This window comes from Corallococcus exiguus, assembly GCF_009909105.1.
Lineage (GTDB): Bacteria > Myxococcota > Myxococcia > Myxococcales > Myxococcaceae > Corallococcus > Corallococcus exiguus.
This window is the reverse complement of sequence record NZ_JAAAPK010000003.1, coordinates 1,023,589-1,049,427: the sequence shown is the minus strand read 5'-3', so window position 1 is coordinate 1,049,427 and position 25,839 is coordinate 1,023,589. Positions and strand designations below refer to the sequence as shown.

At 70.3% G+C, this 25,839-nt stretch carries 20 protein-coding genes; 8 read left to right on the top strand and 12 right to left on the bottom strand.

Annotated features, from left to right (window positions below):
• Positions 1-10 precede the first annotated feature (10 nt).
• Complete coding sequence (locus tag GTZ93_RS15720; protein WP_139915352.1) at positions 11-283, bottom strand: DUF2277 domain-containing protein; 273 nt, start codon at positions 281-283, stop codon at positions 11-13.
• Between the two features lie 136 nt (positions 284-419).
• On the opposite strand from GTZ93_RS15720, the gene GTZ93_RS15715 reads away from it, so the two are divergent.
• The 3 genes from GTZ93_RS15715 (at position 420) to GTZ93_RS15705 (ending at position 3,479) form a co-directional block, all read left to right on the top strand.
• On the top strand, positions 420-824 hold the full coding sequence (locus tag GTZ93_RS15715) for a hypothetical protein (RefSeq protein ID WP_139915351.1): 405 nt from the start codon (positions 420-422) through the stop codon (positions 822-824).
• Between the two features lie 263 nt (positions 825-1,087).
• Positions 1,088-2,281, top strand: a complete 1,194-nt coding sequence (locus GTZ93_RS15710) for an LLM class flavin-dependent oxidoreductase (protein WP_120579650.1) — start codon at positions 1,088-1,090, stop codon at positions 2,279-2,281.
• A gap of 91 nt (positions 2,282-2,372) precedes the next feature.
• On the top strand, positions 2,373-3,479 hold the full coding sequence (locus GTZ93_RS15705; protein ID WP_180945992.1) for an energy transducer TonB: 1,107 nt from the start codon (positions 2,373-2,375) through the stop codon (positions 3,477-3,479).
• A gap of 1 nt (position 3,480) precedes the next feature.
• Here the strand turns inward: GTZ93_RS15705 and GTZ93_RS15700 are convergent, their stop codons facing one another.
• The 4 genes from GTZ93_RS15700 to GTZ93_RS15685 all read right to left on the bottom strand — a co-directional run bounded on the left by GTZ93_RS15700 (position 3,481) and on the right by GTZ93_RS15685 (position 9,577).
• Positions 3,481-4,797 (bottom strand): Rcat domain-containing protein, encoded by a 1,317-nt coding sequence (locus GTZ93_RS15700; protein WP_161662843.1) that lies wholly within the window; start codon positions 4,795-4,797, stop codon positions 3,481-3,483.
• A 111-nt stretch (positions 4,798-4,908) separates the two neighbouring features.
• A complete protein-coding gene (locus GTZ93_RS15695; RefSeq protein ID WP_139921601.1) occupies positions 4,909-6,081 on the bottom strand; it encodes a trypsin-like serine protease in 1,173 nt (390 codons plus the stop codon).
• A gap of 169 nt (positions 6,082-6,250) precedes the next feature.
• Positions 6,251-8,899: a winged helix-turn-helix domain-containing protein gene (locus GTZ93_RS15690; RefSeq protein ID WP_139921603.1), complete on the bottom strand. Its 2,649-nt coding sequence runs from the start codon at positions 8,897-8,899 to the stop codon at positions 6,251-6,253.
• A 48-nt stretch (positions 8,900-8,947) separates the two neighbouring features.
• Positions 8,948-9,577: a histidine phosphatase family protein gene (locus tag GTZ93_RS15685; RefSeq protein WP_120598684.1), complete on the bottom strand. Its 630-nt coding sequence runs from the start codon at positions 9,575-9,577 to the stop codon at positions 8,948-8,950.
• A 491-nt stretch (positions 9,578-10,068) separates the two neighbouring features.
• Between GTZ93_RS15685 and GTZ93_RS15680 the strand changes: the two genes are divergently transcribed.
• The gene (locus GTZ93_RS15680) at positions 10,069-11,949 is read left to right on the top strand and encodes a polysaccharide biosynthesis protein (protein WP_257979416.1); all 1,881 of its coding nucleotides are present in this window, start codon (positions 10,069-10,071) and stop codon (positions 11,947-11,949) included.
• A gap of 77 nt (positions 11,950-12,026) precedes the next feature.
• Here the strand turns inward: GTZ93_RS15680 and GTZ93_RS42760 are convergent, their stop codons facing one another.
• The gene (locus GTZ93_RS42760; protein WP_257979417.1) at positions 12,027-12,584 is read right to left on the bottom strand and encodes a GNAT family N-acetyltransferase; all 558 of its coding nucleotides are present in this window, start codon (positions 12,582-12,584) and stop codon (positions 12,027-12,029) included.
• A 624-nt stretch (positions 12,585-13,208) separates the two neighbouring features.
• On the opposite strand from GTZ93_RS42760, the gene GTZ93_RS15670 reads away from it, so the two are divergent.
• Together GTZ93_RS15670 and GTZ93_RS15665 are read left to right on the top strand one after the other, a co-directional pair.
• Positions 13,209-14,558 (top strand): hypothetical protein, encoded by a 1,350-nt coding sequence (locus GTZ93_RS15670; RefSeq protein WP_139921610.1) that lies wholly within the window; start codon positions 13,209-13,211, stop codon positions 14,556-14,558.
• Between the two features lie 123 nt (positions 14,559-14,681).
• Positions 14,682-15,833, top strand: coding sequence for a DegT/DnrJ/EryC1/StrS family aminotransferase (locus GTZ93_RS15665; protein ID WP_139921612.1), 1,152 nt, complete (start codon positions 14,682-14,684; stop codon positions 15,831-15,833).
• Here the strand turns inward: GTZ93_RS15665 and GTZ93_RS15660 are convergent.
• From GTZ93_RS15660 to GTZ93_RS15635, 6 genes are all read right to left on the bottom strand, one after another.
• Entirely contained in the window at positions 15,754-16,500 is a 747-nt protein-coding gene (locus GTZ93_RS15660; RefSeq protein WP_139921614.1) for a sugar transferase, read from the bottom strand. The genes GTZ93_RS15665 and GTZ93_RS15660 overlap by 80 nt on opposite strands.
• Positions 16,501-16,568: 68 nt before the next feature.
• The gene (locus GTZ93_RS15655; RefSeq protein ID WP_161662842.1) at positions 16,569-17,894 is read right to left on the bottom strand and encodes a lipopolysaccharide biosynthesis protein; all 1,326 of its coding nucleotides are present in this window, start codon (positions 17,892-17,894) and stop codon (positions 16,569-16,571) included.
• Complete coding sequence (locus GTZ93_RS15650; RefSeq protein ID WP_139924080.1) at positions 17,891-19,111, bottom strand: glycosyltransferase family 4 protein; 1,221 nt, start codon at positions 19,109-19,111, stop codon at positions 17,891-17,893. The genes GTZ93_RS15655 and GTZ93_RS15650 overlap by 4 nt, the downstream gene beginning before the upstream one ends.
• A gap of 1 nt (position 19,112) precedes the next feature.
• Positions 19,113-20,396, bottom strand: a complete 1,284-nt coding sequence (locus tag GTZ93_RS15645) for an O-antigen ligase family protein (protein ID WP_161662841.1) — start codon at positions 20,394-20,396, stop codon at positions 19,113-19,115.
• Positions 20,397-20,418: 22 nt separating this feature from the next.
• Positions 20,419-22,623, bottom strand: coding sequence for a polysaccharide biosynthesis tyrosine autokinase (locus GTZ93_RS15640; protein ID WP_161662840.1), 2,205 nt, complete (start codon positions 22,621-22,623; stop codon positions 20,419-20,421).
• The gene (locus tag GTZ93_RS15635; RefSeq protein WP_139921987.1) at positions 22,620-23,741 is read right to left on the bottom strand and encodes a polysaccharide export protein; all 1,122 of its coding nucleotides are present in this window, start codon (positions 23,739-23,741) and stop codon (positions 22,620-22,622) included. The genes GTZ93_RS15640 and GTZ93_RS15635 overlap by 4 nt, the downstream gene beginning before the upstream one ends.
• 248 nt (positions 23,742-23,989) lie before the next feature.
• On the opposite strand from GTZ93_RS15635, the gene GTZ93_RS15630 reads away from it, so the two are divergent.
• Positions 23,990-24,943 carry a GNAT family N-acetyltransferase gene (locus GTZ93_RS15630; protein WP_120580593.1) on the top strand — a complete coding sequence of 318 codons (954 nt, stop codon included), beginning with the start codon at positions 23,990-23,992 and terminating at the stop codon, positions 24,941-24,943.
• A 26-nt stretch (positions 24,944-24,969) separates the two neighbouring features.
• Positions 24,970-25,836 (top strand): hypothetical protein, encoded by an 867-nt coding sequence (locus tag GTZ93_RS15625; RefSeq protein WP_126936150.1) that lies wholly within the window; start codon positions 24,970-24,972, stop codon positions 25,834-25,836.
• Positions 25,837-25,839: the final 3 nt, after the last annotated feature.

The following is a 25,839-nucleotide window of genomic DNA, read 5'->3' as shown; positions in this document are numbered from 1 at the left end:
GGGGAGCACGTTAGCGCGGTGCGAAGCGCTTCGCGGACCGCAGCTTCGCCTTCATGGCCTCCATGTCGCGGTTGCGTGGCGGAGCGGTGGTCACCAGCGAGTCCATCAGCCGTCGCGCTGTCTCGGTGATGTCCTCGACGGCGCGGTTGAAGGCCTCCTCGTTCGCCTTCGAAGGGGCACTGGTGCCGCTCAGCTTCCGCACGAACTGAACGGCCGCCGCCCGCACCTCCGCGTCGGACGCGGGGGGCTCGAAGTTGAACAGCGTCTTGATGCTCCGACACATGGACGGGTCCCCTGGCGTGAAGTGCCGCCAGCGTACCCCACGCCCGTGCTCCCGCCGCCGGTGTGAACCCTATCGAATCAAATCTTGTGGGGATAAGCTGTCTAGTTGGATGTATCCGCAAGAGAGGACGGAACTCATGAAGCTTGTATCGGGTGTGTTCGCGGCACTGGTCATCGCGACGCTGGCGGCCTGCGGTGGTACGGATTCCGGCGACGTGTCGGAGGACCTGGGACAGGTCTCCAGTGCCTTGTCGACCTGTTCGACGACCTGTGCGTCGGGGACGACGGTGTCGTGCTCGGGGAACTCCTGCTCCTCCGTGGACGGCCAATATGTGCAGTGCAACGGCTCCTATCAGTACTGCCCCACGACCCCTCCGCCCATCATCTGCTCGCGCGCCAACACGTGCACGTTCATTGACGGCACGTCGTGTCCCTCCGTCGGCACCTACCGGGATTGCTGTCTGAGCGGGCTGCCCACGGGGAGCTGCTACTGCAAGCCCGGCAACACCTGGACCTGCACCCTTCCCCCCGAGGATCCGTAAGCACGGCCCGCGAATCCATTCGCCGCGGAGTTCAACGCGCCCTATCCGAACCAGGCGCGCTGCATCGCCGCGCGGGGCGTGTACGACACCTCCCCGTACGACGACAGCCTCTACGTCTGCGACCTCATCCCGGCCGGTCTGGGCAAGGTCCACTGGGTGGAGTGACGGTCTCACCCACGCCGTCCGGAGCGGGTTGCTTCCGGACGGCGCGGGAGTTGTTCTTGTTGTTGCTGGAGACGTGAAACCGATTTCAGGGGGACATCATGCGGCTCGACATCTTTTCGGAGATGCAGCACCCGAAGGAACGCTGGAGCGGTCCGGACCACGAGCACCAGCTCATCCAGGAGACACTGGAGCAGGCGCGGCTGGCGGACGAGATGGGCTATGGCGTCTGGTGGCAGGTGGAGCACCACACCGCCGTGGAGTTCAGCTACAGCTCCGCGCCGGAGATCATGCTCACCGCCATCGCGCGGAGCACGAAGAACCTGCACGTCGGACACTCGTCGGTGCTGGCGCCCATGCGCTTCAATCATCCCATCCGGATCGCGGAGCGCGCGGCCTTCATTGACCACCTGAGCGGGGGCCGCTTCCAGCTGGGACTGGCGCGCAGCACCATCCCGGAGTGGCGCACCTTCAACATCGAGCCTGACTCCACGCGCGGGCAGATGCAGCAGGCGTTCGAGCTGGTTCCGAAGCTGTGGACGCAGGACAAGGTGTCGTGGGACGGGCCGGACCTGCGGCTCAAGGACGTCAGCGTCATCCCCAAGCCGTACCGCAAGCCGCACCCGCCGCTGTGGCAGGCGTGCTCCAGCCCCGCGTCCTTCGAGCAGGCGGGGCGCAACGGCGTGGGCGCGCTGGGCGTGACGCTCTGGGCCTCTCCGGAGGAGGTGGCGGAGATGATCCACATCTACCGCGAGGCCCTGCGCACGCGCTGCGAGCCGGTGGGCGCGTTCGTCAACGACCAGGTCGCCTTCTTCACCTTCGTGCACTGCGCGGACAGCGAGCGCGAGGCGATGGAGAACGGCGCCGCGAAGGCCGCCGCCTGGTACACCAGCGGGTCGTTCACCTTCTTCGAGGCGAAGGACGCCTTCGTGAAGACGGCCGCGGAGCTGGAGGTGCTGGCGAAGGACCCGGCGGGCGGAGGCCTGACGGGCCAGTACCTGCGCAAGAAGGACCCGAACGCGCCGCAGTCCCAGGCGCAGCGCCTCCTGGGCCGCATCATGGGCGGTGAGCAGGTTCCGGACGAGCAGGTCTGGGAGGTGCTGAGCGCGCAGGACTCGCTCATCGTCGGGACCCAGGAGCAGGTGCGCGCGGGGCTCAAGCGCTACCAGGCGCTGGGCATCGACGCGCTCATGTCCTTCCACCAGGTGGGCGCGCTGGCGCACGACAAGGTCCTGAAGAGCATCCGGCTCACGGGCGAGCTCATTCCGGAATTCCGGACACCGGCCGCGCCGTAAGAGGGAAGGAGAGGGCAGGGGAGCGTGGAGGTTCAACACCCACGCTCCGCGCCACTTCTCCCGCGCAGCGGGACGGAGCAAGCTGAACTTCGTGTCCCGCCGCTCACAGCTGCTCCTCCTGCTCGGCGTGTCAGTGCTCCTGCACGCGGCGCTCCTCTTCGCGCTGTGGCGGAGCCCGTCCGCCATCGTCCGGCGTCACGAGCCGTCGCGGGTCATCGAGATGGAGGTTGTCACCCGGGACGCACGCCCCGCGCCGCCCGCGCCCGAAGAGGAGCCGAAGCGCTCGCCAGCGCGTCCGGACGAGCGCGAGCCCTCCACGCGCGCCCGGAAGAAGGACGAAGCGCCGGCGCGGCTGGCGGATCGCGAACCCTCCACGCGCGCGGGGAAGAAGGACGAAGCGCCAGCTCCACCCGAGACTCCCGGGACCGCCGCTTCGGAACCCATCGCGGAAGCGCCCGCCGAGCCCGCGTCACCTCCGGTCCGGGATGTCCCGCTCCAGTTGGAGCCGCCCGGGCTGCTGGGCGGTGGGCTCCTCAAAGGGCCTCCGTCAACGGGGCGGACGATCCGCAACGTCCCCGGCTCGGAGCCGGACCCCAAGGCCCTGGCGGCCCGTGAGGCGGAGGAGGCGCGTCAGAAGGTGGATGGCTGGGCCAAGGATGCGACCGCGTCCTCGCGAGCCACGGGCGCGACGCCCCCCTACTTCGCGAAGCTGCGCCAGGGCTTCTCCGAGCGGCTGGTGAACCCGCCCCCTCCCAACACCGATGTGCTCGCCCGCCGGCTGAAGCGCGAGCAGCTGGAGTCCATCGAGCGCTTCGGCAAGACGGGCACTCCCTTCGCGCCCCAGGCACGCGACGTCCGCCGGGAGACGTCCGACCGGCTGCGCGCGGCCGTGGAGGCCGGGCGCGCGGCGAACGCCTACATGGTCGACGTCACGGCCCCCGTGCTGGCGCTCGTCGCCATCGTGGAGGTGCGGCAGGCGCGCGACGGCAGCCTCATCGACCTGCAGGTGTTGGAGGGCTCCGGGGACCCGAAGTTCGACAGCTGGGCGGTGTCCCATCTGCGGGATGCGCTCGCCAGCGCGGAGCCTCCCACGGACGGCGGCGTGGGCATCCGCGAGGACGGGATGCGGACCCGCTGGCGGTTGGAGGAGTACCTCGGCAACCCCCGCGTGCGGGTCCACCTCATCTCCATCTACTGATTCATTCCGTTCCAATGAAGCCGACGCGGTCGCCCGTCGCGGCGTCCAAGACGTGCAGGGCGCCCCATTGCGGCACGTACACCCTGCCGTCCCGGACCCAGAGGGCCGTCAGCATGGAGAGGGAGCGGGACTCGGGCAGGGCCACGTCCCAGGCCACGGCGCCAGTGCGCAGGTCGCGCTTGATGAGGTGCGCGCCGCCCTTCTCCAGCGCATAGACGACGTATACGGCGTCCTGGGTGATCTCCCCCACCTCCGGCGCGGTGTCCCGCAGGAGGAGCGGATCCTTCTCCGACACGGTGTCGTGCCACAGCGGCTTGCGGTTGCCCGGCGCGTACAGCGCCACCAGGGGCACCTGCGTCCCCGGCCACCGCGTGCCCAGCGCCAGCGTGTAGCCGCCCGTGCGGAAGAGGTACTTGGTGGAGAAGCCGCGGATGTCGGAGGGCGGGTAGCTGGAGCGCTCGCAGGAGGTGGGGTGCTCCGCCGGCCGGCTCATGTTGCACGTCTGGGGGCTCAAGGGCGGCGTGGCGCAGCCCTTCGGCGCGCGGGGCGCGGGCTGCGCGGTGACCGTGCGCGTGTCGAAGAGCAGGTGCTGGTGGTCCACCAGCTCCACCCAGACGGACGTCGTGTCCCCGGGCGGGATGCAGAGCCGGCGCGGCGAGTCCGTCAGCGGCACACGCCCCAGCCGCTTTCCGGTCTCCAGCTCCAGCAGGTTCACCGTGCGCTGCTCGCTCATCACCAGCCGGCCGTTCTGGGCGATGACCTTCGTGTAGCGGGAGGCGTCCGGTCCTTCCGAGGGTGCCGACTCCCAGAGCTTCTGGAACGTCCGGCCGTCGAACGCGGCGATGACGTGCCGGAAGTCGGAGCCTCCTTCGTGCCTGCTCACGTGGCCGACGATGTCCTCCGTCCCATCGCCGTTGACGTCCACGAACGCAGGCGCGCCCCGCTCCACCCACTCGATGCGCTCGGGTGCGGGCTTGGGCGGCTCGGGCGGAGGCGCGGGGATGACCGGAGGCGCAACGGGGCGGACGGCCGCGGGAGGCGGGGTGCGAATGGGCGCGGGTGCTTCCGGTGCTCCTGCGAGGAAGAACACCGCGCCCATGACCCCCATCAGGACCATCACCGCGACGCCCGCGAGCATCATCAAAACCGTCTGGTTCGCCTGGGCGGGCGGCGGCGCACGCGGGCCGGTCTGCACCGGAAGCGGACCGTCCAGGTCGAAGGCGTGGCCGCAGTAGCCGCAGACGTAGTGCGTCTTCGCGGTCTGGGGCGTGAAGGGCGCGTTGCAGTGGGGACAGCGCGAAGCTCTGGGCCGGGCCATGACACCGGGTGTAGCACTCCATGCCCACGAGGTGGCTGAAACACGAAAGCCCCCTCCCTCCGCGAAGGGAGGAAGAGGGCTTTGCGCGCTCACGCCGGTGTCAGGCGACGACTACGGCACCGTGGCGAGCAGGGAGACGCCCGAGTACGCGGAGTAGCCGCGCACGGAGACGTACCAGGTGCCGGCCGCGGGGGCGGTGATGGTGCAGGACTCCCCGTTGCCGCTGAGGTACGGGCGGCAGTTGTACGCCGTCGTGGTGGGCTGCGAGCCCTGGCGCACGTAGAGGTCCGCGTCACCCGTGCCACCGGACTGCTCCACCGTCAGGGTGGTGGCGCCCGCGGGGACGGTGATGGCGTAGTGCTTGAAGGAGCTGGCCGCGCCGGAGATGCCGGTCTGGTTCAGCAGCGTCTGCGTCGGCTGCTGCGGGGCATTGACGGTGGTGTCGATCCAGCTGGCGAAGGACGACACGCGGCCGTACATGCCCGCGTACGACGCGTCGGCGCAGCCGTAGCCCCAGCTCACGATGCCCGCGAGCACGCGGGTGCTGCCCTTGAGGACGGTGAGGGGACCGCCGCTGTCACCCTGGCAGGAGTCCTTGCCCGGGGCCTTCGCGCCCAGCTGGTCTGCGGTGATGGTCTCTTCGCCCTGGTAGTCGGCCTGCGCGGCGGCGTTGCTGATGATGTTCACGTCCACCGTCTGGAGCGTGGTCGGCAGCGAGGAGGAGCCGCTGGACAGCGTGCCCCAGCCCGTGACGCGCGCCACGGCGCCGACGCCGCCCACGCCCGAGGCCTCATCCGCCGCGGTGACGTAGGGGATGGCCTTCACGTTCGCGCCGCTCAGGTCCAGCGGCGAGGACAGCTTGAGGAGCGCCGCGTCCTTGCCGTAGTTGGCGTCCACGTAGCCCGGGTACACGACCACCTGGGACACGGTGCGGACCTGCCCGCCGGTGGTGGTGGTGCGGTTGGTGACGCCCGCCACGATGCGGCCCGGCTTGGAGATGGAGCCGCCCGAATTCACGCAGTGCTGCGCGGTGAGGATCCAGCTCTCGTTGATGATGGAGCCGCCGCAGAAGTGGCTGCCGCCGCTGCTCTGCAGCGACACCTGCCAGGGGTTCGCCCCGATGGTGGTCGCCGAGCCACCGACGATCTCCTGGGTGGTGGCGGCGGGAGCCGGCGTCTCCGGCTGGGTCTGCTTCTCTTCCGTGGTCTGGGGACCGCAACCGACGACCAGCAGCGACACCGCGCTGGCCGCAGTCCAGCGACGCACCATCTGAGCCGAAATCATGTGAACCCCGTCTTAAATGAAAGTTAAGAGGCGGCGGGATTCTGGATGAAACCAGGACTCCTTGTAAACACCCTGGCCGGCGATTTATTGTAACTGGATAACTACTGTGATGGGGTTGGTGTGACTGCTACAGCGTGTCACATGTGACACATGCTCAGGCTCTGGATGTCTACCCGCCGACGAAGGTGAATCCTGGAGACACCTCCAGGCGGTAGCCGGGGTCCTCGAAGACCACCCGGGTACCGGTGCCCTCCAGCATGTCTCGCACGTGGCTCACGTGGACGCGCAAGGCGTTGTCATGCAGGCGCGGGTCGTAGTCCGCGTTCCACATGGCGCGCACGCAGTCCTCCTTCGGCAGGATGCGGCCCGGTTGGCGGGCCAGGGCGTAGAGCAGCCTTCGCGGCAGGGCTCTGCGCTCCAGGGAGACGGTCTTCCCCGGGGCTCGCAATTCGTGACGGCGGGCGTCCAGCACCACTGCCTCTGGCGCGGGCGCTTCCGGAGGGGAAGTGGCTTCCGCGGCGGAGGCGAGCGGCCGGGTCAGCTCCGCCATCAGCTCGGGGTCCACTCCTCCCCTGGTGCCTTCGCGCGTGGCCTCCTCCAGGGCCTGTGCCGCCTCGCGGGCGCGGCCCGCGTGACGGTGGAGCGTGGCGCGGGTCAGGTGTCCCAGCGTGCGCTCCAGCGCGAAGTCGTCACCACGCGCCAGGGGCTCCAACGCGGTGAGCAGCGCCGTGGCGCGCGGGGCGTCCGCGCTCCGGGCGGCGGCCAGGGCGGCCAGGGCGCGCTGGCGGGCGGCGATGCCGGGGCGCACCTCGCGGGGCTCCACGGTGATGGCGGGTGCGTCCGGCCCTGGCACGTCCAGCGTGCGCGCCACCCGGGCGGCCCGCATCAGCCCCACCACGCCGCGCGCCCGGACCTCTTCCTCCACCGCGTCCAGCTGTGCGTGGCCCTCCGCGCGCCGGCCCATTTCCAGCAGCATGCGGCCCGAGCCCACGCGGCACAGCAGCCGGACGAAGAGGTAGCCCGCCTTCTCCGCGCGGCCCTCCGTCTCCCGCAGCGCCGCGAGCGCCGCTCCGCGCTGTCCCAGCTCTCCGCGCACCCACGCCGCGATGCAGTCCAGCTCCAGCGCGAGGCGGGGGGCGCCCAGCTGGCCCAGGCGCTCCCGGGCGCTGGCGAGCGCGGCGTCGGCCTCCTTGAAGCGGCCCAGCCGGCTGAGGATGCCCGCGGACATGGCCGCCACCAGGGGGCCCCGCGAGTCGAGCGGCGCGTCCTCCAGCAATGACACACATTGGGCCAGGGGCTCCGCCAGCTCGCTGTCCCGGCCTTCAATCCAGAGCATCAGCGCGCGGGCGTAGGCGCACCAGCCCAGCACGCGCCGGTCCCCGGTCGCGGTGGCGGCGTTGTCCAGCATCGCCAGGGATTCATCCAGCCGTCCCTGGAAGAAGCGCAGCGCGGTCCATGCCAGCAATTGCTGGAGGAAGACCTCCGCGCTGCTCGGCACCGGCATGGACTCCAGCGTGCGTTCGCAGGCCTCTGGCTCCAGCGCGAAGAGGGCCACCCGCACCAGCACGGCGCCCACGCCCTCGCGCAGGGCCTCGTTCGACTCCGGGTCCGGCGCTCCGGCGGCGGCCTCCAGCGAGGCGCGCAGGGCCACCAGCTCCGGATAGGCCCGGCGCAAATCCAGCAGCCGCACCCGCGCTCTCGCATGGGCCAGCTTCACCTGGGGCGTGCGCAGCGCGGCGGGCAGCGAGTCCAGGAGGCCCAGGAGTTCGTCCGCGGCGCCGTGGCGCACCAGGGACTCCGCCCGCGCGACGATGAAGGCCGCGCGCGCCTCATGCTGGCCGAGCGCCTGGAGATGGCGGCACACCGCGCGCACCCGGACCACGGCGGGCAGGGGCTCCTGCTCCAGGACCTCCAGCAGCGCTTCGTGGCCCGCGCGCGCTTCTTCCGGCGACAGCAGGGACACCATCGCCTCTCGCACCAGGTCGTGCACGCCGTGCCGGCCCCGCGAGTCCGTCTCCACCAGCAGCTTCGCGCCCAGCTGGCGCAGCGCCTGGTCCGCCGCGTCGCCGGACAGCACCGGCCGCAGCGTGCTCGTGGTGAGCGGCAGCTGGCTCAGGGCCATCATCGCGGCCAGCCGCCGTTCGTCCGCGGGCAGCGCCGCGAGCGCCGCCCGCACCGGTTCGTCTCCGCCCGTGTCGCCCGCGTGGGCTCGGCGCAGGAGGAAGGGCAGGCCCCGCGAGCGGCCCCACGCCGCGTCGAAGCCGTCGCGCTCTCCATAGAGCGCGTCCAGCTCCCGCCACAGCTCTCGCGCGGCCTCCTCCGACAGGCCCTCCAGCCGCAGCTCCACCCGGTCCGGACTCGCCGCGTGCCGGGGGACCGACTCTCGGGAGGTGGCCAGCAGCGTGCCCTGCCGGAGCCGACCTCCCAGGTCCTCCACCAGCGCCGCGCGCTCCGGTGGCCCGAGCACGTGCAGGTCGTCCAGCACGCACAGGGCGCGGCGCGCCTCCAGCTCTCCCGCCAGCGCCTCCAGCCGGGACGCGTCCGACAGGGCCTGGGCCACGGGCGCTTCGCTCAGCAGGCGGCGCACGTCGTCCACCACCGTGTCCAGCGTGTCCCCGGGACGCACGCGCCGGTGCACGACGGGCCCCCGGTGCTTCGCGGCCACCGCCGCCACCAGCGCGGACTTGCCCGCCCCGGGCAGCCCGTAGACGACGCCCGTGCGCACGCGCCTCAGCATGTCCCCCAGCCGCCGTACTTCCTGGGCTCGGCCCACGAAGACAGCCGGCGGTCCCAGCCCCGGAGCGGTTGGCGTACGCATGGCGCGCGCCATTGTATGTGCATCCAGGCACTGTCCGTCACAGTCGCTTCAGGTGTCGTCCAGGCTGAGCTCTCGCAGGTGGCTGACGTCCCCCCAGGTCACCATCCGCAAGGACCCGTCATGGAGGTCGAACTGGTTCCAACCCGCGTTGAGGACGGAGAAGGCGCGCGGCGCGGCGGCGGGGATGCCCAGGCAGTGGCGCAACAGGGCGCTGAGCAGGCCGCCATGGGTGACCACCACGACGCGGGCCCCCGGATGGCGCGCACCCAGCTCCTCCAGGCAGTGCAGCGCCAGCCGCAGGCGCTGGGACGCGCTCTCCCCTTCGGGCACCACGTAGTCGGCATGTCCCTCCGCGTACGCGGCGAAGACAGCCGGGTGACGCTGGCCGGCCTCCGCGCGCGTCAGCCCTTCGAGCACGCCCAACCCGCGCTCCCTCAGGCGCGCGTCCCGCTGGACGTCGTGACCCGTCCTCGCCGCGATGCGGGAGGCCGTCTGCACCGCGCGGTCCAGGTCGCTGCTGTAGAGGGCCTGGAAGGGAAGGGTGGCCAGCCGCGCCGCGAGCGCCTCCGCCTGCCGCTGCCCTTCACGGCTGAGCATGCTGTTCAGGTGCCCCTGCAGGCGCCCCAGTGCGTTCCACTCCGTCTCCCCGTGCCGGAGCAGGATGAATTCGGTCGTCATGGCCCAAGCGTGGCGGGCGGGCTCCGGCGGAGCAAGACTCGCGAAGTGTCAGTCCGGCGCCGCCGCCATCGCGCCACGGCCGCGCCTGCCCCTTCCTCCCGGGGATGTGTCACATCGATGAAACGCCACCGCGGCAGGCCAGGTGCCCATGGAGGCCCGGCGCCTGGGAGCCCTGGGGGATGTCTGTCTTCTGGCCCCGTGGGGCAGGGCGCCTGCTCGCTGGCGCGCACGTTCCCGGGAATCGGGTCGGACAGCACTCCTGGACGGCTGTGATGACATTGGACGCGCGTCCACCTTTCCGCGATTCCGAGCTAGGGCGTGTCTTCCTGATTACGCGATGGGAGGACGGCGGATTCTCCGTGGACGCTGGGCCGGAGGGGGAGACATCGATGAAACACGGTCAGAATCTGGAAGCGATGAGCCTGGACGCAGGGCCACGGGAAACCCCGGAGCACGCACCGCGAAGGACTCACCGTTTCGGCTGGCTGAGAATGCTGGGCGTGGACGCGGTCCTCATCGCCAGCTCGCTGGTCGCCGCCACGATGCTGCACTTCGCGGACGGGCTGTCCCCGGCCTGCAAGGAGGTCCTGCCCCGGGCCGTGGCGCTGCTGGTCGTGGTGCGCCTGGTGACGCTCATCTGGCTGGGCCTGCACCGCTGGTCCTTCCACCGCTCCGGCATCCACGAGGCGGTCCGGCTGGAGCTGGCCAGCCTCGCGGGCACCATCGTGTTCGAATTGCTGCGCACCGTCTTCTTCATGGAGTCGCTGCCGGGGCAGGTGGTCGCGCTGGAGTTCTTCGTCACCACCACGCTCCTGGGCTTTCACCGCTTCGCCCCGAGAATGGTTCGACAGTGGTACCTGGACCGTCAGCGGGCGCGGGCGCAGGGCTCCCAGCGGACCCTCATCGTGGGAGCGGGCAGCGCCGGGGACCTGCTCCTGCGCGACCTGGTGCGCGACCGCAACAGCCCGTGGCACGTCATCGGTCTGGTGGATGACGACCCCGGCAAGCAGGGCACGTACCTCAACGGCAAGCCGGTGCTCGGCGTGCTGGACGCGCTGCCGGAGCTGATGAAGAAGCACCGGGTGACGCAGGTGCTCATCGCCATCCCCCGGCTGTCCCCGGAGCGCACCCGGCACCTCTTGAGCCTGTGCCGGCACCAGAGTGTCAGCTTCAAGATCATCCCGGCCTCGTTCGCGTACCTGGACCAGAAGATCACCGCCGCCATGCTGCACGACCTGTCCCCGGAGCACCTGCTGCCCCGGGATGCCATCTCGTTCGACCATGAAGAGGTGCACCGGCTGGTGACGGGCCGCCGCATCCTCGTCACCGGCGGCGCGGGCTCCATCGGCAGTGAAATCGTCCGGCAGGTCGCGGGGCACTCGCCCGCGTCGCTGGTGGTGGTGGACATCAACGAGAACGAGCTCTACCTGCTGGTGCGCCAGCTGCAGTCGCGCTACCCGCACGTGCCGGTGCACTCCGTGGTGGCGGACATCCGCGACCTGGACCGGCTGATGCGCATTGGCCAGGAGTTCGCGCCGCAGTACGTCTTCCACGCGGCGGCGCACAAGCACGTGCCCCTGATGGAGGACTCGCCGGAGGAGGCCATCAAGAACAACGTGTTCGGCACGCAGAACGTGGCGCGCATGGCGGACGCGTGCGGGGCGGAGCGCTTCATCCTCATCTCCACCGACAAGGCGGTGAAGCCCTCGTCGGTGATGGGCGCCTCCAAGCGGCTGGCGGAGATGGTCATCCGCGACATCGCCGTGACGTCGCGCACCACCTTCTGCGCCGTCCGCTTCGGCAACGTGCTGGGGTCCGCGGGCAGCGTGGTGCCGCTCTTCAAGCAGCAGATCCAGGCGGGCGGCCCCGTCACGGTCACCCACCCGGACTGCACCCGCTACTTCATGATCATCCCGGAGGCGGTGGGCCTGGTGGTGCTGGCCGGCCTGGGCGGCTACGGCGAGCTGTGCATCCTGGACATGGGAGAGCCGGTCCGCATCGCGGAGCTGGCCGCGAACATGATCACCATGACGGGCCTGGTGCCGGACAAGGACATCTCCATCGTCTACACGGGCCTGCGCCCCGGAGAGAAGCTGGAGGAGACGCTCATGTCCGAGGAGGAGGAGCTCACCCAGAAGGTGCGCAACCGCATCAAGGTGGCCCGCAGCCCCGCGCCGCCCGCGGACTTCCAGCTCCAGCTCAGGCGCCTGGACCGCGCGGCCCGCGCCGGTGACTCCCACGACGTGAAGCGCGCCCTCCAGGACCTCATCCCCGCGTACACCCCGTCGAAGATGACGGGGACGGTGGCGAAGGTGTTGCCCGCCTTCGGCCCCGCGAAGCCATCCTCGGCGGAGCAGAACGTCAGCGCCTGACCCCACGCGGCCCCGGCCGTCCATGAGGAGCCCCGGTCTCCCGTGCCCCTTCGAGGGCGGGAGGCCGGGGCTCTTCGTCATGGGAGGTGCTGGGAGCGGTAGGCCGGAAAGAAGCCGCTGGCGGGGTGGCCCTCCGAAAGCGAAGCGTACACCGCCGCGTCGCAGACGATTTCGTGCGTGTGGATGCGGCCGCTGGCGTTGGAGAAGCCGCGCTTGAAGTCCTCCAGGCCGTCCCCCGGAGAGAGCCCGCCCCCCAGGTGAAGCGGAAGCCCCAGCCGCACGCACAAGGCGCTCATCTCGCCGAAGACGTTCTTCGCCGGTGAGCGCGCCAGGTGCGCATCCGCCGTGCCGCCCAGGTAGTAGTGCAGGAGGCCGTCGCTGCGGACGACCAGGGCCGCGGAGGCGACCGTCCCATCCGGCGCGCGCGTCGTCGCGAGCCAGGCCTCCGGGGACGCGAACAGCTCCTCGAAGTACGCGTCGGAGAAGAAGTACCGGCGGCACGCCTGGTCCCGGACCATGGTCTGCCGGTACACCTCGCGAAACCCCGCGCGCTCTTCAGGCGGTGCGTCCCGGGCCGCACACACTGTGCTCACGAATCCCAGCCGGACATTTCGCCGCATGTGTCGGCGGTGCATCTCCCGGGGTGTGAGCGGGCGGCATGGGTCCACGAAAAAGACCTCGTTGCGCGCGGTACCACCCGAGAAGCAATGCGGTCCCTGGACCCGCTCCCTCACGAAAATACTGACCAGTTCCGTGCCCCGCCAATCCACGGCAGGTGCTGGCACCTCGCTCAACCCGTCCAGCTCACCGCCCGGAAATCCATACGGAGAAATGGCGTCGCGGTACGAAGTCCCCTCAATCGCTCGCACGATGAGTGGGATTCGCAACGTCCTGCGTGTATCGGTTTCTTCAATCGCCAGCGTATGGGTGACCTGCTCCGCGCGCAGGTGATTCTCAGAGCGGAAGTACTGCCCGGATAGCGCCGAGGCGCCCGCGTCGGGAACCAGCATGGCGCTCGCCTGCCCTGTCCTCGTCATACACCCCCCACCCCTGATGCCGCACATACCGGCTCAGGCGGACAGGCCCATGGGGCCTTGGACTGACAACTCACGGGCAGTCACCGTGTCTTTTTTGTCTAATCACAAAGGAATTACCTGGGCCGCCAAAACCTTTTGGCGTCCGGTGAACGCACTCCGGCGTTCCCACAACAGGGTAGCCTACCGGGCGGTTGACGGGAGCTACCCCACAGGACCCCCCTGATGTTGGAATCCCGTCGTCGCAACTCTGGTCGTGCCCTGTCGTCCCTGTTGTCGCTGACCCTGCTGGTGGGTGGTGGTGCTTGCGGCCCCCAACCCGAGCAGGACGGTGCCAGCACGGCCAGTCCCAACGGAGATAACACCCCTGACGCGGACACGCTCGCTCCCTCTTCCCCCGAAGAGCAGATCGCAGTGGGTCCCTCCGAGCCGGAGGCCGAGGCTGCTCCCACCACTCCGGAGGCGGACGTCCCCGCCGCCGCGGAGTCGCCTGCCCCCTCCACCGCGGAGGAGGGCCTTGGCACCACGGCCCAGGCCGCCACCAGCCTGCGCTCGGTCGCGGCCTGGGAGACGCTGTTCCTGGGCCGCTGGAACTCGGAGCACACCTCCAGCTTCCTGCCCAAGAGCCAGTCGCTGGACAGCTGGCAGTTCTACGACCTCGCCTACGGCGTCGATGGCAACACCGCGATGTATCGCGCCACCGGCAAGACGCAGTACATGGACCGGGCGTTGCTGTATGTGAACAACATGGTCAACCACGCGAAGGTCTCCTCTTCGCTGCCCAGGAGCCAGTTCAAGGACAGCTACCTGGGGTGGGCGTCCGCCCGCTCGGACACGCTGGGCCAGGAAGTCCCCCTGTTCGAAAGCTACTGCTGGCGTTACGTGACGCGCATGCTGCGCACCATCCGTGAGACGCCCGCGCTCTACAACAACAGCACGTACAAGTCGCAGTACGACAAGCTGCTGGCGTTCACCGAACGGAACATGTTCGAGAAGTGGAACAAGCGCGGCGCGAACAGCTACCTCTACCGCGTCAATACGCACATGGCGTCGCACTGGGCGTACATCGCCATGGACCTGTCGAAGATGACGACGGACGCCACGAAGAAGGCGCAGTACCTGACCGTCTTCAACAACATCAACCGTGACATGCCCAACAACACCTCGTCGCTGCGCGGCCAGCTGATGACCAGCCCGGTGAACCCCAACGCGTACTTCTGGGCCGCCGAGTGGGGCTCCAAGAAGCGCCCGGGCCAGGACGTGGCGCACGGCAACGGCGTGATGGCCTACATCGTGGAAGCCCACGACGCGGGCATGGAGTGGACGGACGCGGACATGCGCAAGTTCGTCGTCACCCTGAACAACGTCATCTGGCCGTCCGCCAAGAAGTACGGCAACTACGTGGACGGTACGGGCAGCGGCACGGGCTGGTTCAATGACGGCCTGGTGAAGCTGGGCCGCTACAACGCCGCCCTCCAGCAGCGTCTGGAGACCCACACCGTGGGCCAGAACACCCAGTACTACGGCAACGGCGCGCTCAACGCGAAGCTGCTGGGCGCGGGTTCGGCGCTCTAAGCCGAATTCCACGATGTGAAACAAACACCCCCTCCTCCCGCCCGAGCGCGCGGGAGGAGGGAGTGTGCGAACGCTCCAGGCAATGCCGGTTCCATGGACCCGGTCTTGCCTGGAGTTTTTCGCATGTCCTCCCGCATCTATTTGTCCTCGCCCCACATGGGCACGCTCGAGCGCGGCTATGTCGACGACGCGTTCGCAAGCAATTGGATTGCCCCCCTGGGCCCCCACGTCGATGCCTTCCAGGAGGAGTTCGCCCGGTGCGTGGGAACGCCGCACGCGCTGGCGCTGAGCTCCGGGACGGCCGCGCTCCACCTGGCGCTCCAGCTGGTGGGCGTGGGGCCCGGCGACGACGTGCTGGTGAGCACGCTCACCTTCTCCGCGTCGGTGAATCCCATCCGCTACCTGGGCGCGTCCCCGGTCTTCATCGACAGCGAGCGCACGTCCTGGAACATGGACCCCGCGCTGCTGGAGGAGGAGCTGGCGATGCGGGCCCGCCTGGGCCGGCTGCCCCGCGCCGTGGTGGTGGTGCACCTGTACGGCCAGAGCGCGGACCTGGATCCCCTCATGGCCACCTGCGACCGCTACGGCGTGCCCGTGGTGGAGGACGCGGCGGAGGCCCTGGGCAGCACCTACAAGGGACGGGCCCCTGGCACGGTGGGCCGCGTGGGCATCTATTCGTTCAACGGCAACAAAATCCTCACCACGTCCGGCGGCGGGATGCTGGTGTCCGCGGACGGCGAGCTGGTGCAGCACGCGCTCAAGCTGGCCACGCAGGCGCGAGACACGGCGCCGCACTACCAGCACTCGGAGGTTGGCTACAACTACCGGATGAGCAACGTGCTGGCCGCCATCGGGCGGGGGCAGCTGCACGTGCTGGAAGACCGGGTGGCCGCGCGCCGCGCGAACCACGCCTTCTACGCGGAGGCCTTCCGGGACCTGCCGGGCATCCAGTTCATGCCGGAGGCCCCGTGGGGCCGTCACACGCGCTGGCTGACGACCATCACCATCGACCCGGAGGCGTTCGGCGCGGACCGGGAAGCGGTCCGCACCGCGCTGGAGCGGGAGAACATCGAGGCGCGGCCGGTGTGGAAGCCGATGCACCTTCAACCCGTCTTCGCGAACTTCGAGCGGCGGCGGGGCAGCGTGGCGGAGGACCTGTTCCGCCACGGCCTGTGCCTGCCGTCCGGCTCCAACCTCACGCGCCGGGAACTCGAGCGGGTGGTGGAGGGGGTCCGAGCCGTTCCCCGGAAACAGGGGCTGCGGACGGCGGGCTGACCTGGGCCTGTTCCTGCTGCCGGAGCGCCAGGACCCTGGCCTCCGGCTGCGGGGTGCCCATGAACTTGTTCATGGTGGCCTCGCTGGCGAAGGAGATGCCCTGGCGCTGCAGCACGCGCGCCACCGTCAGCGCCAGTATCTTCAGGTCCAGCGCCACGCTCCAGTGGTCCACGTACCAGACGTCCTGCCGGAAGCGCTCCTCCCAGGAGAGCGCGTTGCGGCCGTTGATCTGCGCCCAGCCGGTGATGCCGGGCAGCACGTCGTGGCGCCGCGCCTGCTCCGCGGAGTAACGCGGCAGGTACTCCACGAGCAGCGGACGCGGCCCCACCAGGCTCATGTCGCCCCGGAGCACGTTCCACAGCTGCGGCAGCTCATCCAGGCTGGTGGAGCGCAAGAGCCGCCCGGCCCAGGTGAGGCGCTGCTCGTCCGGCAGCACCTGTCCGTTCGCGTCCGTGGCCTCCAGCATCGTGCGGAACTTGAGGACGGTGAACAGCTGGCCATTCTTCCCCGGGCGCCGCTGCCGGAAGAGGACGGGGCCGCCCATGGTCAGACGGACGAACAGCCCCGTGGCGGCCATCACGGGGGAAAGGCATATCAATCCCACTCCTGCCGCCACCACGTCGATGCACCGCTTGAGGAACAGCCCGGTTCCTGCCTGTCTTTGCATGGGGACGTCGCTCCTTGAAGTCGGAAAGGCTAGAAATCCTTTCAGTCCTCCACCACGACCCCTGGGACTCATCCTGTTGTCGGCTCCCGTGCATCCACGGGGCCCGAAGGGGCGGTCCGAAGCGCTTGCGCGGGCTCCGGGGCCGTCAGCCGCCGCCAGACGCGCAAGGTCAGCCAGACGCTGCACGCGAGTTCCGACACCCACCCCAGCCCCAGGGCCCATGCGGCCCCCACCGGGCCCACGCGCGGCACCCACACCGCGCTGCCCAGCGCGACCACGGCCACGGAGACGACGAGCAGCACCACCTGGCCCTTGAGCTCGCGCGCCGCGGTGAGTCCCACCGCGAGGCTCAAGCAGACGTACTCCAGCGCCGCCGCCCCCATCAGCCAGACGAACAACGTGAGATTTCCGGCATAGGCGGCGCCGTAGAAGAGCGTCAGCGCCCACCGGCCGAGCAGTGCCGCACCGGCGATGGCGCACAGGCCCACCCCCGCGGACGCCGCCGTGAAGCCCGCCAGCACCTTGCCGTAGCGGCGCGCGTCCCCCGCAGCGTGGTAGCGCCCCAGCCGGGGGCTCACCGCCTGCCCCAGCGAGTGCACCACCCGGCCGCCCAGCGCGGCGAAGTACGCGAGCGCGGCGTACATGCCCAGCTCCGCATGGCCCGCGTGTGCCTCCAGCAGGTAGCGGGGGATGTTGGGCCGCAGCGCGCCCATCAGCGCGGTGAGGCCCAGCACCCAGCACAGGAGGAAGAGCGCCTTGAGCCGCGTGCCCTCCGTGCGCCACGGCGTGCGCCAGAGGGTGCTCCAGGGGCGCACGCCGGGGAACTCGCGCCGGAGCGCCCGCGCGTCGAAGACGAAGAGGACGATGGCCCAGGCGAAGGCCATGGCCGCCGCGCCGGCGATGGGGCTGTGCGTGAGCCGCAGCGCCAGCGGCACCAGCACCACGGACAGCACGCTCTTGGCGATGGTGGACCGGGCGATGAGCCCCAGCCGCTCCACCTTCTGGAGCGCGCCGTAGAAGACCTCGCTCACCGCCTCGAAGCCCTTGGCCAGCGCCACCAGCGCGATGACCCAGCCCGCGTGGAGCGAGTCCGCCATCCCCGTGGCGATGGCGCAGCACATCGCCACGCCCGCGACGACGTTGAGCACCATCAGGCCCAGGTAGTGCTCGAAGCCGAAGGCGCTCCGGGCGTCCGTGGCCTGGAGCGTGCGCAGCTGCATGCGAGACATCAGCAGCACCGGGGCGGTGATGGCCAGGGCGAGCGCGAACTGGCCCACCTCCTCCATGGTGGCCAGCCGCGCGAAGGCCACCAGGACGCCCCATTGCGCGAGGGCATAGATGAGCCCGGCGGAGAGTGACCAGACGAAGTTGCTCCCCACCGAGCGCGCTGTCATGACCGGGCCGCCGCGCGCTGCAATACCTCTGACAGCCGTTTCGCCGCGATGTCCGCGGAGTAGCGCTCCCGGCCCAGCTTCCCGGCCAGCGCGCCGGCCTCCGCGAGCCAGCGCGGGTCGCGCAGCCGCTTCGCCAGCATGGCCGCCGCGGCGGGGATGTCCTTGGGCGGCAGCCTGAGGCCAAAGGCCTCCCGGTCCAGCAGCTCCGCCTGCCAGCCGCCGTAGTTGAGCGCCAGCGGACGGCCCGCAGCGAGCGCGTCGAAGAACTTGTTGGCGGAGTTGTCCTGCATGCCCGGCACGTCCGTGAACATCGACGTGGCGATGGTGGCCGCGCTCAGCACCGCGGGCACCTGCTCCTTGGGCACGCTGGGCAGGAAGAAGAGGTTCTGGTTCTTCACGCCCAGCCGCTCCGCCAGCGCGTGCAGCAGGGACTCCTCGCGGCCCTTGCCCATGATGACGAAGCGGACCTCCGGGTCCAGCCTCCGCATCTCCGCGGCCACCCGCACCAGGTACTCCACGCCGTTCACCAGCCCCAGCGTGCCCGCGTACAGCACCATGGGCCTGTCCCCCAGCCACGCGTACTTCTGCCGGAACTCCTGGCCCGCGGACGCCGGCACCTGGAAGCGGTCCGGGTCGCAGAGGTTGGGGATGATGGTGATCTTCTCCGACGGCACGCCCGCCGCCTCCACGCCCGCCTTCATGCCCGGCGACAGCGCGACGATGTGCTCCGCGCCCGCGTACGCGGCCCGCTCCAGGAGCTGCGCGGCCAGGATGGCGGAGCGGCTCTTGAGCGCGCCCACCGCGATGGGGATGGCGGGCCACAAGTCACGCACCTCGAAGACCATGGGCCGCTTGTTCCACCGCGACGCGGCGATTCCCGGCACCGCGATGGTGAGCGGCGTGCTGGTGGCGAAGAACACGTCCGCGGGCAGCTGCGCGGCGCGGCGCGTGGAGTTGACCGCGAAGTGGCTGAAGGCCCGGATGCGGTCCGGGTAGCTCATGGCGTTGTTGTACGGCACCGGCAGCCAGTGCACCTGGATGCCGCTCTCGTTGGACTCGCGCCAGCCCTTGCCCGTGCCTCCGTCCGTGCGGGTGTCGGAGGTCACCATGTGGACCTCGTGGCCCATGGAGACCAGGCGCCGCGCGAGCTCATAGGAGCGCGTGCCCCCGTGCATGGTGGGGGTGTTGAAGTACTGATGCAGATAGACGATGCGCATGTCAGGCGGCTCCTGTGAATGAGGGTTGGGGAAGGGGGTGGGGCAGGGGAGGGCCGGACTGCGCGGGCTTTCGCGCGGGGTCCGCGGTCGCGGAGGCCATCACCATCAAGAGGAAGAGGGCGCGGCTGTCGTAGAGGTCGCCACTGGACTGGCTGCCCAGGAGCACCAGCACCGCCGCGCCCACGGTGGCGCCGTCCAGGCCCTGGCGCCGGAGGAACGCCGAGCGCACGAAGGTCGCGATGAAGGCCGCGAACAGGAGCAGCCCCACGGCGCCGCCCTCGCAGAAGATCTCCAGGAAGAGGTTGTGCGGGTAGACGCCCAGGCGCAGCGCGGGGAACGCCGCCAGCCCCGCCCCCGCCACCGGGTAGTCCTTTCCCAGCTGGATGGCCCGCTCGTAGAGGACCTCCCGCCCGGACAGGTACACCTTGCCTTCGCTGCTGCCCGCGCCGCCCGCGCCCACCTCGTAGTTGAGGGTGAGGCGCAGGAAGCGCTCCTGGAAGGAGTTGCTGAGCGCCTCTCCCAGCGGGGAGAACATGGCCACCACGGTGATGGCCACCGTCGCCAGCAGCGTCAGGAGCAGCAGCCGGCGCACCGGCACGCGCCCCACCACGAGGCAGGTGGTGATGCCCGCGATGATGGCGACGGACCCGCCGCGCGAGCCCGTGAGCAGCGTCAGCATGACGCCGCTGGCGGCCACCGGAATCCACAGCCACGTCTGGCCCCGCCAGTACCAGAAGTAGAGCGCGCCCATGGTCAAGAGCCCCATGAGTCGCGCGAAGATGTTGGGCCCGCCGTTCATCACCGCGAGCCGCGCGCCACCGCCGCCCGCCAGCAATTGCTTGATGCCGGCGATGGCGAGCAGCCCCGTGGCCACCACGACGATGGCCCAGAACGTGTCCAGCGTCCGGGGCGCGGGCTGGCGCAAGCAGGCCAGCGCGAAGCCCACGCACATGACCGCCACGAGCATGACGTCGTAGACCTTGGTCAACGAGAAGTCGAAGTCAGGCGACCAGGTGGCGCTGGCGGCCATGTAGCCCAGGAAGGCCAGCATGGCCGCGATGAGCGGCGGGTCGAAGCGCGACTCGCCGGGACGGGCCTCGCGCCGGGCGCGGTGCAGGAGCCCCACCGCGGCGAACACCCCTCCGCAGATGACGATCCAGAGCCGCAGCTCCAGGAACAGGTTCGTCTCCACCTCCGCGGCGGCCAGCCGGTGCATGCCCCAGCGGCCCGCGAGCATGTAGAGGGCCGCGATGAAGCCCAGTCCTGTGCAGCGAATCCAGCTCACGGTGCGGTCTCCCGGTGGGGCTTCAGCTCGCGGATGGGTATTCGTATTGGTAGACGCCGCTCACCGCGCGGCCCGTCCGGGAGCGCGGCACGCCGTTGAGGACCACGCCCTGGGCCGGGACGCCGCTCTGCTCCAGTTGGTGCAGCGCGGTGGCCACCTCGCGCAGGGACTGGGCCGCCGCGCGCACCACGGCGAGCCGCACGCCCGCGTGCCGGCCCACGAGCGCCGCGTCCGTCACCGCGAGGATGCAGGGCGTGTCGAAGAGGACGACGTCGTACTCGGCCGCCACGCGCGCCACGAACGTGTCGAACGCCGCGCTGGCCAACAGCTCCGCCGGGTCCGGAGGAAGCGCGCCCGCGCCCAGGAACGACAGGCCGGGCGCGGCCTCCTGGAGCAGGGCCTGCTCCAGCGTCGCGGTGCCCCGCAGCACCTCATGGAGGCCGGGGAGGTGCGCCTCGCGGAAGCACCGGTGCAGCCAGCCGCCGCGCAGGTTCGCGTCCACCAGCAGCACTCGCTTGCCCGTCTCCGCCAGCACCCACGCCAGGTTGAGGGCGACGAAGGACGTCCCCGCGCCAGGGCTCGTCCCGGTGACGGCGACGACGTGGCTGCCCGCCTCCTTCATGGCCCTCTGGAGCCGCGTCCTCAGGCCGCGCACGCATTCCACGGTGACGTCCCGGGGGATGCTGCGCGCCAGGATGATGGAGGGGCCGCGGGGGGACGTCGCGCGGCGGGGGCCGGTGGGGACGCTGGCGAGGACGGGCACCGCGAGCGCGGACTCCAGGGCCGCGGGGTCGGTGACGCCCGGGTGCAGCGACTTGCTCGCGAAGGCCAGCGCGATGCCGAACGCCAGCCCCAGCACGATGCTGACCGCGAACACGTCCGGCTTCGCGGGGCGCACGGGCAGGCGCGTCACCACGGGCACGTCGATGATGCGCGCGTTGGTGATGGTGCTCGACTTGAGCACCCGGTACTCCTGGGCCTTGTTGTTCAGCTGGAGGTACAGCTCGTTGGCCACCTTCACGTCGCGCGTGAGCTGGGCGGACACCCGCTCCGCGTCCGGGATGCCCTTGAGCCGGGTGTCCAGCGCGGTGCGCTCCGTGCGCAGGCGCGCCAGCTTGCGCTCCGTGGCCAGGAGCAGCGGGTGGTGCTCGGTGAAGCGCTGGCGCAGCTCCGAGCGCTCCATCGCGAGCGTGGAGATGTCCTTGTCCAGGTCCGCGCTCCGGTTGAGGACGGCCTGCACCTCCAGCCCCAGGTCCACGCCGCCCTTGCCGGCGCGGTAGTCGCGCAGCGCGGCCTCCGCCTGCTCCAGGCCCTGGCGCAGGCCGGGCAGCTGGCTGTCCAGGAACGACAGCGTGCGGCCCGCGTCGTCGCTGCGGCGCTCCACGTTGGAGCGCACGTACGTGTCCGCGATGGCCTGGAGCGTGGTGGTGGCCATCACCGGGTCGGGCCCGTCCAGGGTCAGGTTGAGCACGCCCGTGCCGGCGCCCTTCTCCCCCATGCGCAGCGTGCGCTGCAGCTCCTCCACCACCGCGAGCTTCGAGCGGCGCATCACCTGGAAGCGCGTCCCAGGCCGGGCGTGCAGCTCGGTGACGAACAGCTCCACCTCGTGCGGCGCGCGCGCTTCCGTCTGGGCGCCGGTGCCCACGGTGCCGTTGAGCACGACGCGGCCCTCCGGGCCCCACAGCGTGTACGCGCCGTCCGCCTTCGCCACGAGCGTGAGCGGCAGGTCCTCCCACTCCGTGGGCACGTTCAGCCGCTCCACCTGGAGCGTCTCCCCGCCCCAGGCGTACGAGGCCCCGCCCCACCACGGCACCGCCGCCAGGTCCGGGCCCGGGTGAGCCCGGGCATGGGCCGCGCCCACCACCGGGAAGTAGCGGGGCTCCACGCTCACGCCCAGGTGCAGCGCGTCCGCCACGCGCCCCAGGAGGGCCCTGGAGCCCAGGACCTCCATCTCAGGGGCAGCCTGGCTGGGCACGTCTGGAATCAGCTCGTCCAGCTGTCCCAGGCTGCTGCTCTTCTGCTCGATGCGCAGGATGGCATTGGCCCGGTACACCGGCGTCGTGGTGAGCAGGTACAGCCCGCCCAGGGCCAGGGCCAGGGCGACGGACGCCGCGATGGTGCCGCGGCGCTCCCCCAGGATGGCCAGATACCTGCCCAATCCCAACTCATCATCCTGCGTGCCGGGGCCTGGGCGGGGCGGCGTCACGCGTTCGGGGGTGCTCGTCATGGGTTGTCGATGATGATGGTTCTGTCTCCGATATCCACTGCCTGCCAGAGCAGCTGAACTGTTGGCTGGATTTGCTGGATGATGCGATTCCAGCGCGTCAAGTCGTGCGCGGAGACGAAGATGACGTCGCGAGGTTGTAATTGGAACTGAGTCGCCAGCAGCAGCGCGTCCGGCGACTTCGCGTCCAGCTTGAAGATGTAGGGTCGCTCGAAGCTGCCGCGGATGACATACACGCGGCCCGGGTTGGACGTGAGCGGGTCGAAGCCTTCGGTGTCGCCAATGGCTTCCGCCAGCGTCATCCGTCCCTTCACCATCACGCGCGAGGACGGTTTTCGGACCTCGCCCAGCACGAAGACCTTGTTGCGGCTGCGGTCCGCCACGTTGACGATGTCGCCGTCCTGGAGCAGCCAGTTCTGGCTCACGTCCCCCTGTTCGTAGAGGGCCTGCAGGTCGAGCGTGAAGGTGGTGCCGCCCCGGCTGAGGGTGACGGCGCGCAGGTCCGCCTCCGTGGAGAAGCCCTTCGCCTGGGCGATGGCGTCCTGCACGCGCAGGGGCACGTCGGTGACGGGCAGGGTGCCGGGGGCCACGACCTCGCCCGTCACCTGGACCTTCTGGCCGCGGAAGCCCACCACGCGCACGTCCAGCTGGGGCTTCTCGATGACGCTCGCCAGCCGCTGCGTGAGCAGCTCCCGGATCTCCCGCAGCGTCTTGCCCGCCACGGGGAGGTTGCCCACGTGGGGGTAGAACATGGTCCCGTCCGCCGCCACGGGATTGCCGACGGCCTCCGCGGGGCGGAACTCGCCGGCGGGGATGGTGAGCTCCGGGTGGTCCCACACGATGACGCTAAGCACGTCGTGTGGCGTCACCCGGTAGTCATAGTCCGTGGCCACCCGCGCCAGCGGATCCACCAGGGGCGCGGGCCGCGCCTGCCGGCGCTCCTCCAACTGGTGGCTGAGGAGGGACGCGTCGATGGGGAGGATTTCGTAGGCGCCGTCCGCGCCAGCGTCTGCCTTTCCCGCGTAGCGCTCCCGGAAGGCATCCTCGTCCATCTGCATTCCCGGGCCCCAGGCGCATGCGCTCAGGCAAGACACCGCGGCCAACAACAGGACGTGTTTCATGGGCGGGCAATCTTCCGAAGGAAGCGTGCGAGCGTAAGCCCGAACAATGCCAAATGTCTGGAAGACGCTATGCCTCGCTGGCGAGGTGACACATGCCCTGCCCTGGGGGGCTGGAGTGGCGCGAAGCGCTGGAATCAGGACATCCGCGCTGCACCCCGGGGGGCGGTGACGGACCCCGGATCCATTCACATACCCTCAGGCTGTCTCGGGCGCTGTCGGGCCCGCTCGTTTCCGCCCGGGGGGAACCCATGAATCCAGTGGCACCGTGGAGAGCCGTCCTCGTCCCTGACGGAGGCCAACGCGCTGTTTCGTCTGACTATTTCCGCTCCGAGCAGCACCTGCGCGCGGAAGGGGTGACGCACAGCCTCATCGTGGAGGATGGGGAGGGGCGGGCCCTCCGGGTGCCGCTCATCGTGCGGCCCATCGAAGGGACGCACTACCGGGACGCGGTTTCTCCGTATGGGTTTCCCGGGGCGGAGTTGAACGGGCTCTCCGAGGTGCCAGTGGACGGAATCGACTGGCGGGGCACGGAGCTGGTCAGCATCTTCCTGCGCGACCGCATTGGCGGGCCGTACTGCTTCGCGGGCGGCCGGCTGCGCACGGAGGTGTGTCTCATCGACCCGAAGCTGCCGGTGAAGTTCCGCAGCGACCACGGCGCGGACATCCGCCGCAACGCCCGGCGCGGCTACGTCAGCGCGGCGGTGCCGGTGAAGGACTCCACGCAGGAGCAGCGCGAGGCGCTCAAGTCCATCTACCGGCAGACCATGGACCGCAACCAGGCCGGGGAGCGGTACTACTTCAGCGAGGACTGGTTCGAGGAGGTCTTCACCTGTCCCTTCGCGTGGCTGGTGACGACGCGCGCGCCGGACGGGGCGGTGGCCTCCTCCGCGCTGGTGGTGCTGAGCGACGGGCTCCTGCACAACTTCATTGGCGGCACGGCGGACGCGTACCTGGTGCACTCACCGGCGAAGAACGAATTCCCGGTGATGGTGGAGCTGGCGGAGAAGCTGGATGCCTCCGTCCACCTGGGTGGCGGCGTCCGTCCGGGTGACGGCATCGAGCGGTTCAAGCGCGGCTTCGCCAACGCGATGTCCCAATTCTACACGCACGACCTCATCTGCGACCCGGAGGCATACGCACAGCTGTCCCAGGGGCACGCGGGCGAGGACTTCTTCCCCGCCTACCGCGCGCCCCGTTCCTGACGTTCTTGTGTGCCTGAGGGGTTCCCATGGTCCTGTCACTTCCCCAGCTCCGCGATGTCGCGGAGGCCCGCTTCACGTGTCTCACGGAGCGGGAGCTCGCCGAGCGCCGGCGAGAAGAGGGCGTTCGCGTCATCTCCCACCGGGGGCATTACTGGGAGCAGTCGGGGGCGCCCGGCTTCTTCCAGCCGGTGCACCTGCTGGCGCGGCTGACGCCGGACGAGGCCACGCCGCCCACGCCGCTGGCCTGGGGCTACCGCGCGGCGCTGACGCCGGAGACGGCGAACGTCGCCACCGGCAAGGTGCCCGTGGTGCGGCTGAAGGACCTGGACACCTATGACATGAGCCGGCTGAACTCGAACCGGCGCAGCAAGCTGCGCAAGTGCCAACGCACGGTGCGCATCGTCCAGCTCACGGGGCCGTCGCTGCTCTTGGAGCAGGGCTATCCCGTGGTGCGGGACGCGCTGACGCGCACGCAGCACAAGAAGATCCCCACGCTGGACGAGTACCTCAAGGGCCTGCGGCAGTACTTCGCGTCCGACCACTGGTGCGTGCTGGCGGGGATGGTGGACGACAAGCTGGGCGGCTACCTGGACGGCTACATCGTGGACGGTGTCGCGTATGGCTTCAGCGCCTACTACGCGACATGGGCGCTGCCGACGAACATCTCCACCGGCCTCATCTACGAGTTCGCGCAGCTCTGCCGCAGGCTCGGGGCCCGGACGCTGGTGGGCGGACTGCATGCCCGTGAAGCGGCCCAGCTCGAACAGTTCAAGGACGAGCTGGGCTTCGTCGTGGATCCGGTGCCCATCCATTGGGGCATGAACCCGCTGGCGCGCGCCTTCATCCGCTGGCGCCGCCCGCACGCGTACTACCGGCTGACGGGGCAGGCCTGACGG